Below are 16,363 nucleotides of genomic sequence, written 5' to 3'. Positions count from 1 at the left end.
GGGCGCTACAGCGACTGCAGGAAGCCGAGTGCGGTCCGCCAGCTCTGCTCGGCGGCCCTCTCGTCGTAGTCCGGCAGCTCGCGATCGGTGTACAGGTGCCCGGCGCCCGGGTACCTGTACACCTCCGCGTCGGCGCCGATCCGGCCCATCCGCAGGTACCAGGTGTTCAGCCAGTCCTGCGTCTCGAACGGGTCGGGATCGGCGACGTGCAGCTGCACGGGCAGCTCGTCCGCCGAGGCGCCGTCCGCGATGTCCGCGGTGCCGTGGAAGAGCAGCAGCCCGCGGGCCTTCTCGTCGCCGAGCGCCAGGGTCTGGGCCAGCGAACCGCCCAGCGAGAAACCGGCGTAGACCAGCCCGCCGTCGGAGTGCGGGGCGGCGGCCAGGACCGCGCGCCTGAGCAGCTCGTCGTTGCCGATCCCGTCGCGGATCGTCATGCCCTCCTCCACGGTGTCGGCGGTGCGGCCGTCGTAGAGGTCGGGCACGTGCACCAGGTGTCCGGCGGCGCGCAGCCGCTCGGCCGCCTCGTGCACGGCGGGCCGCAGGCCGTAAGCCGAATGGAAAAGCATGATGTTCATGGAGCCATGGTGCCAGCTACGGTCGGGGGCATGGAGAACGTACTCCGCCCGTTGATCGTCATCGGCGGCTCGGTCGTCCTCACGCTGGCCCTGGTGTGGCTGGCCGACCGACTGCTGCGGCAGGCCGACGCCCGGCACCGCGAGACCCCGCTGTGGGGTCTGCTGCGCCGCTGCCGCTTCCCCTTGCAGCTCGTGGTGCTGACCGCGCTGCTGAGAGGCACCTACCGGCAGATCCGCTGGGCACCGGTGCAGGACCACGACGCGGGCCTGGGCCAGCTCCTCTCCCTCGTGCTCATCGGGGCGAGCGCCTGGCTGGTGGTGCGGATCGCGGCGGCGGTCGTCGAGGCGTCGTACGCGCGGTACGCGGCCTCCGCGCACGATGCCGCGCGGGTGCGCCGGGTCCGTACCCAGGTCACGCTGATCCAGCGGGTGGTGACGGCCGTCGTGGGCGTCGTCGCGGTCGCGGCGATGCTGCTGACCTTCCCCGCGATGCGGACGGCCGGGACCTCGATCCTGGCCTCCGCGGGCATCATCGGCATCGTGGCCGGTGTGGCCGCCCAGTCCACGCTCGGCAACCTCTTCGCGGGGCTGCAGATCGCCTTCGGCGACATGGTGCGGATCGGCGACACGGTCGTGGTGGACGGCGAGTGGGGCACGGTGGAGGAGATCACCCTGACCTTCCTCGCGGTGCGCACCTGGGACGAGCGGCGGCTGACGATGCCGGTCTCGTACTTCACCAGCAAGCCGTTCGAGAACTGGTCGCGCGGCGGCGTGCAGATGACCGGCACGGTCTTCTTCCACCTGGACCACTCGGCCCCGGTGGCGCTGATGCGCGAGAAGCTGGACGACATCCTGCGCGAGTGCCCGGCCTGGGACGGCCGCGAGAGCGGTCTGGCGGTCACCGACACCACCCCGTCGACGATCGTGCTGCGGGCCACCGTCACGGCCAAGGACGCCGGTGACATCTGGACCGTCCGGGTCACCGTCCGCGAGCAGATGATCGGCTGGCTCCACGACCACCATCCGTACGCCCTGCCCCGCATCAACATGGAACGCGACGAGGCCGAACCGCCGCCGCGACGGCGGCCGGGCGACTAGGACCCGGTTCCCGGGCGCGGGCCCGGAGGCGTCACCGCAGGCTGCGCACGTCCAGCTGGCGCAGCACGCGGTCGACGATCTCCGGGTCCGCGCCCGGCTCGCTGCGCGCGGAGAGCACCTCGTGGCGGGCCGCGGACATCATCTCGCGCTGGATGCGCTGGACGGTCCGCAGCCGCTCCACCCGCTGCGCGTACGCCTCCCTGCGCTCCTCGTCGACCATGTCCGGGCTGATCCGCGCGCCCAGGTCGTACGCGCGCCGCACCAGCTGCTCCATGACCTCCTCGGGCAGCTCCTCCACGTCCTCGATCTCCCGCAGCCGCCGCTTGGCGGCCTTCGCCGCCCGGATCGCGAGCTCGCGCTCCAGCAGCCGCTCGGCGTCCGCGTCGGCCCGTACGCCCAGCCTGCGCACCAGGGAGGGCAGGGTCAGCCCCTGCACCACCAGCGTCGTCATGATCACGCAGAAGGCGATGAACACGATCTCGTCGCGCGCGGGGAAGGCCGACCCGTCGTCCGTGCGGAACGGGATGGCCAGGGCCAGCGCCACCGAGGCCACCCCGCGCATCCCGGCCCACCACATGACGATCGTCTCCCGCCAGGTCGTGGGGATCTCCTCGTCGTAGTCGCGCCGGTGGTGCAGCCGCTTGGCCAGCCAGGTGGCCGGGAGCAGCCACAGCAGCCGTACGCCGACCACGACCGCGACCACCACCGCGCCCCAGCCCGCCATCTCGGCGACCCGGCCGGTGGCGGTGCCGAAGACGTTGTGCAGTTCGAGGCCGATGAGCCCGAAGGCGATCCCGGTCACCAGGGTGTCGACGACCTGCCAGAACGTGGCCCCGGCGAGCCGCCCCTGGACGTCGTCGGCGTCGACCGCGTGCTCGGCCAGGAAGAGCGCGAGGGTGAGCACGGCGAGCACGCCGGAGCCGCCGAACTCCTCGGCCAGCACATAGCCGACGAACGGCACCAGCAGGGTGAGGCCGATCTGGAGGGTGGCGTCGCCGAGCAGGCCGATCAGCTTGTTGGCGCTCCACCCGAGGACCAGGCCGACCACCACCGCGACCACCGCGGACAGCACCAGCTCGCCCACCGCGTGCGGCCAGGAGAAGTCGCCGCTGACGGCCGCGGCGATCGCCACGTGGTAGAGCACGATCGCGGTGACGTCGTTGAACAGCCCCTCGCCCTCCAGGATCGACACCAGCCGCCGGGGCAGCCCGAGCGCGCCCGCGACGGCGGTGGCGGCGACCGGGTCGGGCGGCGCCACGAGCGCGCCGAGCGCCACGGCGGCGGCGAGCGGCAGTCCGGGCACCACGGCGTGCGCCACGGCCGCGACCGCCGCCGTGGTGACGAACACCAGGGCCACCGCGAGCAGCAGGATCGGCCGTACGTTGGCGGCGAACTGGCGCCAGGAGGTGCGCTGCACGGAGGCGTACAGCAGCGGCGGCAGGACGAGCGGGAGGATGAAGTCCGGCGGCACGTCGACGTTCGGGACGAACGGCAGGAGCGCCAGGACCCCGCCGAGCAGGGTCATCAGGACCGGCGCGGGCAGCTTCAGCCGGTCCCCGACCGGAACCGAGACCACCGCCCCGAGCAGGAGCACGAACAGCAGGGCCAGCTGGTCCACGAATGCCCTCCGGGCGCCTAGACGATCAAGGCTCCCAGGGTGCCACGCGGGTCACCGCAACCCCCCTCACATGGGGGCGAAACGGCAGGTGGCGGGGGCGCGGACGGCAGCGGGCCGACCGCGCGCGTCCCCGCGCCCCCTACGACGCCCGCGGCGTCACTCGCTCTCCGCCCGGATGACGTCCAGCGCGTGCTGGAGGTCGTCGGGGTAGCTGCTCTCGAACTCGACCCAGCCGCCGTCCGAGGGGTGCTCGAAGCCGAGGCGCACCGCGTGCAGCCACTGGCGGGTCAGGCCCAGGCGCTTGGCGATGGTGGGGTCCGCGCCGTACGTCAGGTCGCCCACGCACGGGTGGCGGTGGGCGGACATGTGCACCCGGATCTGGTGGGTGCGGCCCGTCTCCAGCTTGATGTCGAGCAGCGAGGCCGCCCGGAACGCCTCGATCAGGTCGTAGTGCGTCACCGACGGCTTGCCCTCGGCCGTGACCGCCCACTTGTAGTCGTGGTTGGGGTGGCGGCCGATGGGGGCGTCGATGGTGCCGCTCATCGGGTCCGGGTGGCCCTGCACCAGGGCGTGGTAGCGCTTGTCCACGACACGGTCGCGGAACTGCTGCTTCAGGTAGGTGTACGCCCGCTCCGACTTGGCCACGACCATCAGACCCGAGGTGCCCACGTCGAGGCGGTGCACGATGCCCTGGCGCTCGGCGGCGCCGGAGGTGGAGATCCGGTACCCCGCCGCCGCGAGGCCGCCGATGACCGTCGTCCCGGTCCAGCCCGGGCTCGGGTGGGCCGCGACGCCGACCGGCTTCACGATCACCACGATGTCGTCGTCGTCGTGGACGATCTCCATGCCCTCGACCGGCTCGGCCACGATCTGCACGGGCGCGGGCGCCTGGGGCATCTCGACCTCCAGCCACGCGCCCCCGCGCACCCGCTCGGACTTGCCGACCACCGAGCCGTCGACCTGGACCTTCCCCGCCGCGGCGAGCTCGGCCGCCTTCGTACGGGAGAACCCGAACATGCGGGAGATGGCGGCGTCGACGCGCTCGCCCTCCAGGCCGTCGGGTACGGGCAGGGTGCGGATCTCGGGAAACGTGCTCACCCGTCGAGTATGCCTTGTCGCACCGACACCGCCGTTCCCAGCGGGGTCGGGATCAGTCCTCGTGGACGGTTCCGTCCGGGTCCAGGCCCCGGAACGAGAGGATCACGATCAGGAAGCCGCCGCAGACGATCGCGGAGTCCGCCAGGTTGAAGACGGCGAAGTGGGCCGGGGCGATGAAGTCGACCACCGCCCCCTCGAAGACGCCCGGGGAGCGGAAGATCCGGTCGGTGAGGTTGCCCAGCGCGCCGCCGAGCAGCAGGCCCAGCGCGATCGCCCACGGCAGGCTGTAGAGCTTGCGGGCCAGCCGGAAGATCACCACGATGACGGTCGCCGCGATGACCGTGAAGATCACGGTGAACGCCTCGCCCATGCCGAACGCGGCGCCCGGGTTGCGGATCGCCTCCAGCTTCAGCAGATCGCCCACGACGTCGATCGGCTCGTGGTGCTCCAGCTTGGCCACCACGAGCATCTTGCTGCCGAGGTCGAGCAGGTACGCGAAGAGCGCCACCGCGAACAGCACGGCGATCCTGCGCCGCCCCTTGGGCCGCTCGTCCAGGGCCGCGCCCTCGTCGGGCCCTTCTACGTCCGGCGTACCGATGATGCGCTCCGCCTCTGCCACGTGAGTCCCTCGACAACCCTAGGTACCTGACTGAGGACGAGGGTACGACACACACGTACGGGCTCAGCCCCGGCGTTCCTGCTTCTGCTTGTCCTCGACGCAGAGGGTGGCGCGCGGGAACGCCTGCATCCGCGCCTTGCCGATGGGGTTGCCGCAGACCTCGCAGTAGCCGTACGTCCCCGCGTCGAGCCGCTCCAGGGCCCGCTCGGTCTGCTCCAGCATCTCGCGCGCGTTGGCGGCCAGGGCCATCTCGTGCTCGCGGGTGATGTTCTTGGTGCCGGTGTCGGCGTCGTCGTCGCCCGCGCCGTCCCCGGAGTCGCGCATCAGACCGCTCAGGGCCGCCTCGGAGGTGTCGATCTCGCTGCGCAGCCGCAGCACCTCGCTGGTCAGCTCGGTACGCGCCTCGGCGACCTCGGCGGGCGTCCAGGGGTCCTCCCCGGGCCGCACCGGCAGCTCGCCGGGCACCCCGGCGACGACGGCCCTGGCCTTGGGCACCGCGGACACCGCCGCCGTGGACTTCCTGGCCGCCGCCCCGCCTGCCGTGTTCTTGGCTACCACCTTTTCGGCTCCCCTCTGCTCCGCGGCCTCGGCCGCCCCCTCGGCCGCCTCGGCGGCCTTCTTCGCTGCCGTGCCGGCAGCCCTGCCCGGTGCCGCCTTCTTGGCCGCGGCCTTGGTGCCCGCCGTCTTCTTCGCGGCGGCCTTCTTCGCCGCGGCCTTCGGCGCGACGGCCCCACCGGCCGCCGCCTCCTGGGCCGAGGCGTCCCGCGCCGCCGCCTTCTTGGCCGCGGTCTTCCCGGCGGACGTCTTCCTGGCCGCCGTCTTCTTCGCCGCGGCCCCCTCGGCGGGGGGCGCGGACTTCTTGGCCGCGGTCTTCCTCGGGGCCGCCTCCTTCTTGGCCGCGGTCTTCTTCCCGGACGCCTTTGTGGCCTCCCCGTTCACGGCGTCATCGGACGCCGACGCGGTCTTCTTCGCCACCATGGCCGCGACCCCTTCACATATTGTGATCTTGCTCGCGAATCGTGCTGGGACGATAAATCGACCCCAGGCCCGCGGCAACGGGGCACGCCGCCGGTCCGCCCCCGCCGCACGCGCCCGGAGACGAACCTGCATCCGTTGTGCCCAGCTCTCCGGCCGGTAATCCGCCGCGCGGGCCCGGCCGGACTCCGTGGGACCACGTATGGCCATTCGGGTCATCACGCGCGCGTGGCGGCCCCGTGCGCGCGGGCCGCGAAATCCGGTCGGCCGCTGTCGGCGCGGGCCCGTACACTGGGCGCAGCGAGAGGCGTGAAGGGGACGAGTAGCGTCGTACGCAGCCGAGAGCGATCCGGGGACGGTGTGAGCCCGGAGGCGAGCGCGACGTGAAGATCACCCCGGAGCCGCCGGAAGAAAGCACCCGCCGGGCGCGGTGCGAGTAGAACCGGCTTCGCGACCCCAATGAGGGGGCGGTGTCCCGTACACCGCCAAGGAGGGTGGTACCGCGGGAGCGCGGGGCCGTAGGACGGCCGCAGCTCTCGTCCCTCCGACGGAAACGTACGACGATCCGCCGGAGGATGAACGGATGTCGCAGTACCGCCAGGTGCCCGCCCAGGTGGACCTGCCCGCCCTTGAGCACGCCGTGCTGGAGTTCTGGGAGCGGTCCAAGGTCTTCGCCAAGACCCTCGAACAGTCCGAGGGACGCCCCGAGTGGGTCTTCTACGAGGGCCCGCCGACCGCCAACGGCATGCCGGGCGCCCACCACATCGAGGCCCGCGTCTTCAAGGACGTCTTCCCCCGCTTCCGCACCATGCGCGGCTACCACGTGGCCCGCAAGGCCGGCTGGGACTGCCACGGCCTGCCGGTCGAGCTCGCCGTGGAGAAGGAGCTCGGCTTCAGCGGCAAGAAGGACATCGAGGCGTACGGCATCGCCGAGTTCAACGCCAAGTGCCGGGAGTCCGTGACCCGCCACACCGACGCCTTCTCGGCCCTCACGACCCGGATGGGCTACTGGGTCGACCTGGACGACGCCTACCGGACGATGGACCCCGAGTACGTGGAGTCCGTCTGGTGGTCGCTGAAGGAGATCTTCAACAAGGGCCTGCTCACCCAGGACCACCGCGTCGCCCCCTGGTGCCCGCGCTGCGGCACCGGCCTCTCCGACCACGAGCTGGCACAGGGGTACGAGACGGTCGTCGACCCCTCGGTCTTCGTCCGCTTCCCGCTGACCTCCGGCCCCCTCGCGGGCGAGGCCGCGCTGCTGGTGTGGACGACCACGCCCTGGACGCTGGTCTCCAACACCGCCGTGGCCGCCCACCCCGAGGTCACCTACGTCGTCGCCACCGACGGCCAGGAGAAGCTGGTCGTCGCCCAGCCGCTGCTGGAGAAGGCCCTCGGCGAGGGCTGGACCGCCACGGGCGAGACCTTCACCGGCAAGGAGATGGAGCGCTGGACCTACCGGCGCCCCTTCGAGCTGATCGAGTTCCCCGAGCCCGCGCACTACGTGGTCAACGCCGAGTACGTGACGACCGAGGACGGCACGGGTCTGGTCCACCAGTCCCCCGCCTTCGGCGCCGACGACCTCCTGGTCTGCAAGGCGTACGGCCTGCCGGTGGTGAACCCGGTCCGCCCCGACGGCACCTTCGAGGAGGACGTGCCGCTGGTCGGCGGCGTCTTCTTCAAGAAGGCCGACGAGAAGCTGACGCAGGACCTGGCCGAGCGCGGTCTGCTCTTCCGCCACGTGCCGTACGAGCACAGCTACCCGCACTGCTGGCGCTGCCACACCGCGCTGCTCTACTACGCGCAGCCGTCCTGGTACATCCGCACCACCGCCGTCAAGGACGCGATGCTGCGGGAGAACGAGAAGACCAACTGGTTCCCGGACTCGGTCAAGCAGGGCCGCTTCGGCGACTGGCTGAACAACAACATCGACTGGGCGCTCTCCCGCAACCGCTACTGGGGCACCCCGCTGCCGATCTGGCGCTGCGAGGAGAACCACCTCACCTGCGTGGGGTCGCGCGCGGAGCTCGGCGAGCTGTCCGGCACCGACCAGTCGGCGCTGGACCCGCACCGCCCGTACATCGACGACATCACCTTCACCTGCACCCACGAGGGCTGCTCCCTGGAGGCCGTGCGGGTGCCCGAGGTGATCGACGCCTGGTACGACTCGGGCTCGATGCCGTTCGCGCAGTACGGCTACCCGTACCGGAACAAGGAGCTGTTCGAGAGCCGGTACCCGGCGCAGTTCATCTCCGAGGCCATCGACCAGACCCGCGGCTGGTTCTACACGCTGATGGCGGTCGGCACGCTGGTGTTCGACGAGTCCGCGTACGAGAACGTGGTCTGCCTCGGCCACATCCTCGCCGAGGACGGCCGCAAGATGTCCAAGCACCTGGGCAACACCCTGGAGCCGATCCCGCTGATGGACCAGCACGGCGCGGACGCGGTGCGCTGGTTCATGGCGGCCGGCGGCTCCCCGTGGGCGGCCCGCCGGGTGGGCCACGGCACCATCCAGGAAGTCGTCCGCAAGACGCTCCTCACGTACTGGAACACGGTCGCCTTCCAGGCGCTGTACGCGCGCACCTCGCAGTGGGCGCCCAGCGCGGCCGACCCGGCCCCGGCCGAGCGCACGGTGCTGGACCGCTGGCTGCTGAGCGAGCTGAACGCGCTGGTCGACCAGGTGACGCAGGCGCTGGAGGCGTACGACACCCAGCGCGCCGGCAAGCTCCTGTCCGGCTTCGTGGACGACCTGTCCAACTGGTACGTGCGCCGCTCGCGGCGCCGGTTCTGGCAGGGCGACAGGGCGGCGCTGCGCACCCTGCACGACGTGGTGGAGACCGTCACGCGGCTGATGGCGCCGCTGACCCCGTTCATCACCGAGCGGGTCTGGCAGGACCTGGTGGTGCCGGTGACCCCGGGCGCGCCGGAGTCGGTCCACCTGTCGACGTGGCCGGAAGCCGACGCCTCGGCCATCGACCCGACGCTGTCGCAGCAGATGCTGCTGGTGCGGCGCCTGGTGGAGCTCGGCCGCGCCACGCGCGCGGAGTCGGGCGTCAAGACCCGTCAGCCGCTGTCGCGCGCGCTGGTCGCCGTGGCGGGCTTCGAGGCGCTCTCCCCCGAGCTGCACGCGCAGATCACGGAGGAGCTCAACGTCTCGTCCCTCGCCTCCCTCTCCGAGGTGGGCGGCTCCCTGGTCGACACGACCGCCAAGGCGAACTTCCGCGCCCTGGGCAAGCGGTTCGGCAAGGGCGTCCAGGACGTGGCCAAGGCCGTCGCCGCGGCCGACGCCGCGGCGCTCTCGGCGTCCCTGCGGGACACCGGGGCGGCGACCGTCACGGTGGGTGGCGAGGAGGTCGTGCTCGCCCCCGACGAGGTGATCATCACGGAGACGCCTCGCGAGGGCTGGTCGGTGGCGTCCGACTCCGGCGCGACCGTCGCGCTCGACCTGGAGATCACGCCGGAGCTGCGGCTGGCGGGCCTCGCCCGTGACGCGATCCGGCTGATCCAGGAGGCCCGCAAGAACAGCGGTCTCGATGTGGCGGACCGGATCGCGGTGCGGTGGGAGTCCTCCGACGCGGAGGTCGTCTCGGCGCTGTCCGCGCACGCGGAGCTGATCGCGGAGGAGGTCCTGGCGACGGAGTACGCGGCGGGGGCGGCGGACGGCACGTACGGTGACCCGTTCACGGACGAGTCCCTGTCGCTGACGTTCCGCCTGCGCAAGGCGTAACCACGCGGCACGGCGAGCGGCCCGTCCCCGGGAAGACCGGGGCCGGGCCGCTCTGCTTCGCCCCACCCCGCCCCTCCCCGAAAGCCCTGGGCCGGGCGGCAGTCATTCCACCCGCGGACCGTGGGGGCTGGTCGCGCAGTTCCCCGCGCCCCTGACAACCCGCCTACGTCTGCGGACCGTGGTCGCTCCTCGCGCAGTTCCCCGCGCCCCTGAAAGCTCAGGGCTGAGCTGAGTACTCCGGATGCCCGGTACCCCCTAGGGGCGCGGGGAACTGCGCGACCAGCCCCCACGATCCGCACCCGGAAGCAGAGGCCCCCGCAGGGCCGCAAGGCCCGCCCAGGGGTCCGGGGGGGTACGCCCCCGGGAAAACCCACCCCCACCCCCGGAGGGTTCAGGTGAAGGGGCGGGGTGGGGGCGGAAAAGGGCCGGGCCCCCGGAGAAATCCGGGGGCCCGGCCCTGAGCCTGCCGAAGGCTACGCGCGGGTTGTGCGCGATCAGCCCGTCAGTTGTCGTCCTCGTCGATGAGGAAGCCGCGCATCGGCGACGGCGCCTGCTGCATCGGCGACGGCCCCTGCGGCCGCACCGGCGCCATCGGCTGCGTCATCGCGGGCGACATCTGCTGCTGCCCGCCGTACGACGGACCGTTGCCCATCGACGGCTGGCCGCCCATGGTGTGGCCGCCCATCGCACCGGCACCGGCCGACGCCATGGACCCGCTCATCTGCGGGGCCGGCGGCAGCGACGCGGTCGCCGGGGTGCGCGGCGGCGCCAGCGAGTCGTCGGCCTGGGTCTCCAGCTGACGCAGCTGCGACTCCAGGTAGGACTTCAGACGCGTGCGGTACTCGCGCTCGAAGCCGCGCAGGTCCTCGACCTTGCGCTCCAGCGTGGCGCGGGCGGACTCCAGCGAGCCCATCGCGACGCGGTGCTTCTCCTGCGCGTCCCGCTCCAGCGCGTCGGCCTTGGCGCGGGCGTCCCGCTCCAGACCCTCGGCGCGCGACCGGGCCTCACCGACGATCTTGTTGGCCTCGGAGCGGGCCTCGGCGATCGCCTGGTCGGCGGTCTGCTGGGCCAGCGAGAGGACACGGGCGGCGCTGTCGCCGCCGGGGCCCTGGCCGGGCTGCGACAGCTGCGGGCCGTGGCCGCCCATGGGGCCGCCCATCGGCTGGCCCATGGGGCCCTGGCCGAGCTGGTTCTGGCCCATCGGGTTCTGCCCCATCGGACCCTGACCCATGGGACCCTGGCCCATCGGGCCCTGGCCGAGCTGGTTCTGCCCCATCGGGTTCTGCCCCATCGGACCCTGGCCCATGGGGCCCTGGCCGAGCTGGTTCTGGCCCATCGGGTTCTGGCCGTGCTGGCCCTGCGGGCCGTGGCCACCGGGGCCGGCCGGGAGCTGCGGGGCGCCGCTCGGCAGCTGGGGCGGCCCCATCTGCGGCTGCTGCTGCACCTGCGGCGGTCCGGATATGGCGGCGGGCACCGGGGCGCCCGGGCCTCGCTGGTCCTGGGGTTCGGGCTTGCGCATGCCCTGCTGCTGCTGGTTCTGCGCGGCGGCGCGCGTCGCGGCGGCCAGCTTGGCGCGCAGGTCCTCGTTCTCGCGAAGCAGGCGGGTCAGTTCGGCTTCGACCTCGTCCAGGAAGGCATCGACCTCGTCCTCGTCATAGCCTTCTCGGAGGCGGACGGTCGTGAACTGCTTGTTCCGCACGTCCTCAGGGGTCAGCGGCATCTCTTCTTCACCTCTACGTAGTCGTCGGCAGTCGGCAGGACCGTGTCGCTCACATCTATCTCCCCACGCTGGTGACGATGGAGATGAGGATGTAAACGATGATCATCAGAACGAAGAAGGACAGGTCGAGTGCCACGCCCCCGAGACGCAACGGCGGGATGAACCGCCGCAGAAGCTTGAGCGGTGGATCGGTGACAGTGTAAGTGGCCTCAAGAACGACCACCATCGCCTTGCCGGGTTCCCATGAACGTGCGAACTGCAATACGTAGTCCATGACGAGCCGGAAGATCAGCACGATGAGGAAGCACATCAGCGCGATGTAGACCACATCCAGTGCGACGCCCATCCCGCGCTTCCCTCTCCCCTTGCTCTCAATGCCCCCGGCCCCGTGGCCGGATCGTTCCCGGTGTCGTGTCTCAGCTCTGGTTGAAGAAACCGCCCTCTGCGATACGGGCCTTGTCCTCCGCCGTGACATCGACGTTAGCAGGCGACAACAGGAACACCTTCTGCGTCACCCGTTCAATGCTGCCGTGCAAACCAAACACGAGACCGGCGGCAAAGTCGACAAGTCGCTTCGCATCGGTGTCGTCCATCTCGGTGAGGTTCATGATCACCGGCGTGCCCTCGCGGAAGTGTTCCCCGATGGTACGGGCCTCGTTGTAGGTCCGCGGGTGCAGCGTGGTGATGCGGTAGGGCTCCCGCTCGGACACGACCTTGGGCATGATCACCGGTGCGTTCTTCTCCAGGCTCGGACGTTCAGGTGTGATGGACGCCACGGGGGCGATTCGCGCCGGACGCCCGGATTCCGCGGGCAGGACGGCCGCGTGGGAGACCGGCTCCCGCTGCGCCGGAGGCTGTACGGCTCGTACCGGTTCGTCCCGTTCGACCTGGTGCGGGGGCTGGTGCCGCCGACGGTCGGGCTCGGGCTCGGGTTCGAACTCGTCGTCGGGGTCGAACCCCGGGCCGTCGTACCCGTCGTCCTCCACGAGACCGAGGTAGACCGCCATCTTGCGCATCGCGCCGGCCATGCTCCGATTCCTCCGCTCTGTGGTGGATCGCCCTTGTCGCCATGTGTCGCAGTGCCACCCATTGCCGCAGTGTCACCAAGTGCCCACGATCCACTCGGTCTGCCCACCGAAAAGTGGGAATGACCATATTTTCTGCTGTGGTCCGACTTGCTTCGCGACGTTACCCGAGCCTGGGTCGGACTCCGAGTACCGCCGTACCGACGCGTACATGTGTCGCACCGGCCGCAACGGCCACATCGAGGTCCGCACTCATCCCTGCTGACACCATGTTCGCAGCCGGATGGGCCCGGCGCAGGTCAGTCGACAAAACCATCAGCCGCTCGAACGCGGCCCGTTCCCGGCCCGCGTACTCCCCGACCAGCGGCGCCACGGTCATCAGACCGTCCAGCCGCAGCCCGGGCGCGTCCGCCACCAGGGCGGCCAACTCCTCGATCCCGTCCGGCGCGACGCCGCCCCGCTCGCCCCGGCCGCCCGCGCGGGCGTCGAGCGCGACCTGGATCAGGCAGCCCACCTCCCGCTCCGCCTTCACGGCGGCGGCGGAGAGCGCGGTGACCAGCCGGTCCCGGTCCACGGACTGCACCACATCGGCGTAAGTCACCACGGAACGGACCTTGTTCGTCTGGAGCTGGCCCACGAAGTGCCAGTGCAGACCGGGCAGGTCCGCGCAGGCCGCCGCCTTGGGGCCGGCGTCCTGGTCGCGGTTCTCGGCGACCTGACGGACGCCCAGGTCGTACAGGATCCGCACGTCGCTCGCCGGGTAGGTCTTGGTGACCACGACGAGGGTCACGTCGTCCCGCTTGCGCCCGGCGGCGGCACAGGCTGCGGAGATACGTTCCTCCACCTGTGCCAGGTTCGCGGCGAGTTCTTGCCTACGGTCCGTCATGTCCGCTTCCCTCTCCCTCGGCTCCCCCGGCGGCCGGGGCGTCGAGCCAGACGTATCCGGCGAGCCGTCCGGTGGTGCGGTCGCGGCGGTACGAGAAGTGGTCGGCCGATTCCAGCGTGCACACCCCGGACGCCTGCCGGTCCGTCACTCCGAGCGCCGCCAGCTGCGCGTGCACTCCGGCGGTCACGTCGACCGCCGGGGTCCCCCAGCCGGTCTCGGCCCGGGCGGCCGGCTCGACCGCGGCGACCTCGTCGCGCATCGCCGCCGGCACCTCGTAGCACTTGCCGCAGACGGCGGGCCCGGTCCGGGCGACGATCCGGGACGGCTCGGCGCCGAGCGAGACCATCGCCCGCACCGCCGCGGGCACCACGCCCGCGACCATCCCGGGCCGGCCCGCGTGCGCGGCGGCCACCACCTGGGCCACCGGGTCGGCCAGCAGGACGGGGGTGCAGTCGGCGGTGAGGACCGCGAGGGCGAGACCCCGACGGGCCGTCACCACCGCGTCCACGGCGGGGACCTCGGCGCCCGGACCCCAGGGCCCGTCCACCACGGCCACGTCCCGCCCGTGCACCTGGTTCATCCAGACCACCGCGGCGGGGTCGAGCCCCAGCGCCCCGGCGGCCAGTGCCCGGTTGGCCCGGACGGCGGCGGGGTCGTCGCCGACCGCGCCGCCGAGGTTGAGCTCCTCGTACGGAGCGGCGCTCACCCCGCCCCACCGGTCGGTGAAGGCGAAGTGCGCGCCGCTCACGAGGGCGTGCCGCCCTATCACTTCAAGAAGTCCGGGACATCCAGCTCTTCGGCCTGGCTGTCCTGGTACGGACGGGCCGTCGGCACCGGCGCCGGGCCCGGCTCGCCGACCGGGGCGGTCTCGACCGGGGCCGGGGCCGGGGTCTCCTCGCGCGGGGCCACGGTGCCGAGTCCGCCCAGCGGGCGCTCGGCCGCGCGGACCGGCGCGGGCTCCTCGCGCTTGGCGGCGGTGGAGCCCAGCACGTTGTCCCGGCGGGCCGGCGGCTGTCCGCCGTCGAACCCGGCCGCGATGACCGTGACCCGCACCTCGTCGCCCAGCGCGTCGTCGATGACCGCGCCGAAGATGATGTTGGCCTCGGGGTGGGCGGCCTCGCTGACCAGCTGGGCCGCCTCGTTGATCTCGAAGAGACCGAGGTCGGAGCCGCCGGAGATGGAGAGCAGCACACCGCGGGCGCCGTCGATGGACGCCTCCAGGAGCGGCGAGGAGATCGCCATCTCCGCGGCGGCCACCGCGCGGTCGTCGCCGCGCGCCGAGCCGATGCCCATGAGCGCCGAACCGGCCTCGGACATGACCGACTTGACGTCGGCGAAGTCGAGGTTGATCAGACCGGGGGTGGTGATCAGGTCGGTGATGCCCTGGACGCCCGAGAGCAGCACCTGGTCGGCCGACTTGAACGCGTCGAGCACCGAGACCTGGCGGTCCGAGATGGACAGCAGGCGGTCGTTGGGGATGACGATGAGGGTGTCGACCTCTTCGCGGAGCTCGGCGATGCCGTCCTCCGCCTGGTTGGCGCGACGGCGGCCCTCGAAGGTGAACGGCCGGGTGACCACGCCGATCGTCAGGGCGCCGAGCGAGCGCGCGATGTTGGCGACGACGGGTGCGCCGCCGGTGCCGGTGCCGCCGCCCTCGCCGGCGGTGACGAAGACCATGTCGGCCCCCTTGAGGACCTCCTCGATCTCCTCGCGGTGGTCCTCTGCCGCCTTGCGGCCGACGGCCGGGTTGGCGCCGGCGCCGAGGCCCCGGGTGAGTTCGCGGCCGACGTCGAGCTTGACGTCGGCGTCGCTCATCAACAGCGCCTGCGCGTCGGTGTTGATGGCGATGAACTCGACGCCCTTGAGGCCGACCTCGATCATCCGGTTGATGGCATTGACACCACCGCCGCCGACACCGATGACCTTGATGACTGCGAGGTAGTTCTGCGGTGCTGCCACGTCGAAGGCCTCTCGCCTCGAATTACGGGTCGTCACGTGCGCTTGCCGCGCGGCGACGACGAATGCCGATGTGGGGCGGTCCGAACGCCGACCCGAACCCTAACGTTGAAGTTTAGGGTTACCAATGTGTCTGTTCCCTGGACTCTTCCGAACAGGACACTAAGTCGACAAGTGGCGCACGTTCAACGAACACGCCGAACCTCCCGTTTTTCTTTTCACCCTATGTGATCACCCGTAGCGATGACCAACCAGGGTGCTGGCCAGCGCATATGTGCGTCAACTCCCCGATGCCGCAGGGGCGGTGGGGGCGCTCACGTCGAAGTACCGCGCCCTGGGTGCCGCTTTCATGAGGGCGACCAGCGTACGGGCCTTCAGCTCGCCGTCCTCGTCGCTCCCCCACAGGACGGTACGCCCGCGGCTCAACTCCAGGGAGACCGCGTCGAAGGAAGTGACCCGGACGAGGCGGGTGTCCCTGGCCACCGGGGCCGGCAGACCCCCCGCCACCCGGACCGCCTCGCGCAGCAGGGTTTCGGCCGGAAATCGGCGTAGACTCGGCGAGTTGTCCGGATTCAGTTCGAGCAGGGGGACCCGGGCGGGCGCCTTGGCGACCGTGGCGAACCGCACACCCCCGGCGTCCACTTCGACGAACTTCGCACCCTTTTTCAGCAGAAGCACCGGCTTGCGCTCGGTGACTTCGAGGGTGATGCCGTGCGGCCAGGAGCGGGAGACCTCCACCGAGTCGATCCGCGGCAGCTTCTTCAGCAGCCGCGCCTCGATGGCCCCCGTGTCCACCGAGACCAGCGGCGAGCCGACCGGAACGGCCGCCACCGCCTCGACCTCGGCGGGGGTGAGCACCTCGGTGCCGGTGGTGCGCACCCGCTCGACCCGCAGCCAGGTCGACCCGTACAGCACCCAGACCAGCGCCCCGGCCAGCAGCGCCGCCGCGGCCAGGACCAGCACCAGGCGGCGCCGGGCGGGCAGCCGCAGCCGGCGGGGGCCGGACGGGCCGGACTTGTTCGCCTGTGCTCCGCGTCGAGCGGTCGCCTGTCCGGCCACGGTCCCCTGC

14 protein-coding genes are annotated in these 16,363 nt (G+C 71.7%); 2 read left to right on the top strand and 12 right to left on the bottom strand.

The features are described from left to right. Positions 1 to 5 precede the first annotated feature (5 nt). Positions 6 to 575, bottom strand: coding sequence for a dienelactone hydrolase family protein (locus AB5J87_RS25795; RefSeq protein WP_369379680.1), 570 nt, complete (start codon positions 573 to 575; stop codon positions 6 to 8). Positions 576 to 605: 30 nt separating this feature from the next. Between AB5J87_RS25795 and AB5J87_RS25790 the strand changes: the two genes are divergently transcribed. Beyond that, positions 606 to 1,673, top strand: coding sequence for a mechanosensitive ion channel family protein (locus AB5J87_RS25790; protein ID WP_369379678.1), 1,068 nt, complete (start codon positions 606 to 608; stop codon positions 1,671 to 1,673). A gap of 31 nt (positions 1,674 to 1,704) precedes the next feature. Here the strand turns inward: AB5J87_RS25790 and AB5J87_RS25785 are convergent, their stop codons facing one another. From AB5J87_RS25785 to AB5J87_RS25770, 4 genes are all read right to left on the bottom strand, one after another. Then, complete coding sequence (locus AB5J87_RS25785; RefSeq protein WP_369379676.1) at positions 1,705 to 3,291, bottom strand: Na+/H+ antiporter; 1,587 nt, start codon at positions 3,289 to 3,291, stop codon at positions 1,705 to 1,707. A gap of 156 nt (positions 3,292 to 3,447) precedes the next feature. Beyond that, positions 3,448 to 4,389 (bottom strand): RluA family pseudouridine synthase, encoded by a 942-nt coding sequence (locus tag AB5J87_RS25780; RefSeq protein ID WP_190088782.1) that lies wholly within the window; start codon positions 4,387 to 4,389, stop codon positions 3,448 to 3,450. Positions 4,390 to 4,441: 52 nt separating this feature from the next. Then, complete coding sequence (gene lspA / locus AB5J87_RS25775) at positions 4,442 to 4,990, bottom strand: signal peptidase II (RefSeq protein WP_369383670.1); 549 nt, start codon at positions 4,988 to 4,990, stop codon at positions 4,442 to 4,444. An 81-nt stretch (positions 4,991 to 5,071) separates the two neighbouring features. Then, a complete protein-coding gene (locus AB5J87_RS25770) occupies positions 5,072 to 5,986 on the bottom strand; it encodes a TraR/DksA family transcriptional regulator (protein WP_369379674.1) in 915 nt (304 codons plus the stop codon). A gap of 580 nt (positions 5,987 to 6,566) precedes the next feature. Here AB5J87_RS25770 and ileS point away from each other — a divergent pair. Next, complete coding sequence (gene ileS / locus AB5J87_RS25765) at positions 6,567 to 9,707, top strand: isoleucine--tRNA ligase (RefSeq protein WP_369379673.1); 3,141 nt, start codon at positions 6,567 to 6,569, stop codon at positions 9,705 to 9,707. Positions 9,708 to 10,209: 502 nt separating this feature from the next. On the opposite strand, the gene AB5J87_RS25760 is transcribed toward ileS, so the two are convergent. The 7 genes from AB5J87_RS25760 to AB5J87_RS25730 all read right to left on the bottom strand — a co-directional run bounded on the left by AB5J87_RS25760 (position 10,210) and on the right by AB5J87_RS25730 (position 16,353). Beyond that, positions 10,210 to 11,427, bottom strand: a complete 1,218-nt coding sequence (locus AB5J87_RS25760) for a DivIVA domain-containing protein (protein ID WP_369379671.1) — start codon at positions 11,425 to 11,427, stop codon at positions 10,210 to 10,212. A 55-nt stretch (positions 11,428 to 11,482) separates the two neighbouring features. Then, positions 11,483 to 11,773, bottom strand: coding sequence for a YggT family protein (locus tag AB5J87_RS25755; RefSeq protein ID WP_067158122.1), 291 nt, complete (start codon positions 11,771 to 11,773; stop codon positions 11,483 to 11,485). Positions 11,774 to 11,843: 70 nt separating this feature from the next. Continuing rightward, complete coding sequence (locus AB5J87_RS25750; protein WP_369379669.1) at positions 11,844 to 12,455, bottom strand: cell division protein SepF; 612 nt, start codon at positions 12,453 to 12,455, stop codon at positions 11,844 to 11,846. A gap of 160 nt (positions 12,456 to 12,615) precedes the next feature. After that, a complete protein-coding gene (locus AB5J87_RS25745) occupies positions 12,616 to 13,338 on the bottom strand; it encodes a YggS family pyridoxal phosphate-dependent enzyme (RefSeq protein WP_369379667.1) in 723 nt (240 codons plus the stop codon). After that, positions 13,325 to 14,086 carry a peptidoglycan editing factor PgeF gene (gene pgeF, locus AB5J87_RS25740; RefSeq protein ID WP_369379666.1) on the bottom strand — a complete coding sequence of 254 codons (762 nt, stop codon included), beginning with the start codon at positions 14,084 to 14,086 and terminating at the stop codon, positions 13,325 to 13,327. The genes AB5J87_RS25745 and pgeF overlap by 14 nt, the downstream gene beginning before the upstream one ends. A 17-nt stretch (positions 14,087 to 14,103) precedes the next feature. After that, positions 14,104 to 15,297: a cell division protein FtsZ gene (ftsZ, locus tag AB5J87_RS25735; RefSeq protein WP_369379665.1), complete on the bottom strand. Its 1,194-nt coding sequence runs from the start codon at positions 15,295 to 15,297 to the stop codon at positions 14,104 to 14,106. A 276-nt stretch (positions 15,298 to 15,573) separates the two neighbouring features. Next, positions 15,574 to 16,353 (bottom strand): cell division protein FtsQ/DivIB, encoded by a 780-nt coding sequence (locus AB5J87_RS25730; RefSeq protein ID WP_369379663.1) that lies wholly within the window; start codon positions 16,351 to 16,353, stop codon positions 15,574 to 15,576. Positions 16,354 to 16,363: the final 10 nt, after the last annotated feature.

The sequence above is a fragment of the Streptomyces sp. cg36 genome (genome assembly GCF_041080675.1).
GTDB lineage: Bacteria > Actinomycetota > Actinomycetes > Streptomycetales > Streptomycetaceae > Streptomyces.
The sequence above is the reverse complement of the archived record's forward strand: the minus strand, read 5'-3'. Positions and strand labels throughout refer to the sequence as shown.

Excerpts from the sequence above, each read along its gene's own strand:
- AB5J87_RS25795 (WP_369379680.1), bottom strand. The coding sequence starts at position 575 with ATGAACATCATGCTTTTCCATTCGGCTTACGGCCTGCGGCCCGCCGTG.
- AB5J87_RS25790 (WP_369379678.1), top strand. The coding sequence starts at position 606 with ATGGAGAACGTACTCCGCCCGTTGATCGTCATCGGCGGCTCGGTCGTC.
- AB5J87_RS25770 (WP_369379674.1), bottom strand. The coding sequence starts at position 5,986 with ATGGTGGCGAAGAAGACCGCGTCGGCGTCCGATGACGCCGTGAACGGG.
- ileS (WP_369379673.1), top strand. The coding sequence starts at position 6,567 with ATGTCGCAGTACCGCCAGGTGCCCGCCCAGGTGGACCTGCCCGCCCTT.
- AB5J87_RS25760 (WP_369379671.1), bottom strand. The coding sequence starts at position 11,427 with ATGCCGCTGACCCCTGAGGACGTGCGGAACAAGCAGTTCACGACCGTC.
- AB5J87_RS25755 (WP_067158122.1), bottom strand. The coding sequence starts at position 11,773 with ATGGGCGTCGCACTGGATGTGGTCTACATCGCGCTGATGTGCTTCCTC.
- AB5J87_RS25750 (WP_369379669.1), bottom strand. The coding sequence starts at position 12,455 with ATGGCCGGCGCGATGCGCAAGATGGCGGTCTACCTCGGTCTCGTGGAG.
- AB5J87_RS25745 (WP_369379667.1), bottom strand. The coding sequence starts at position 13,338 with ATGACGGACCGTAGGCAAGAACTCGCCGCGAACCTGGCACAGGTGGAG.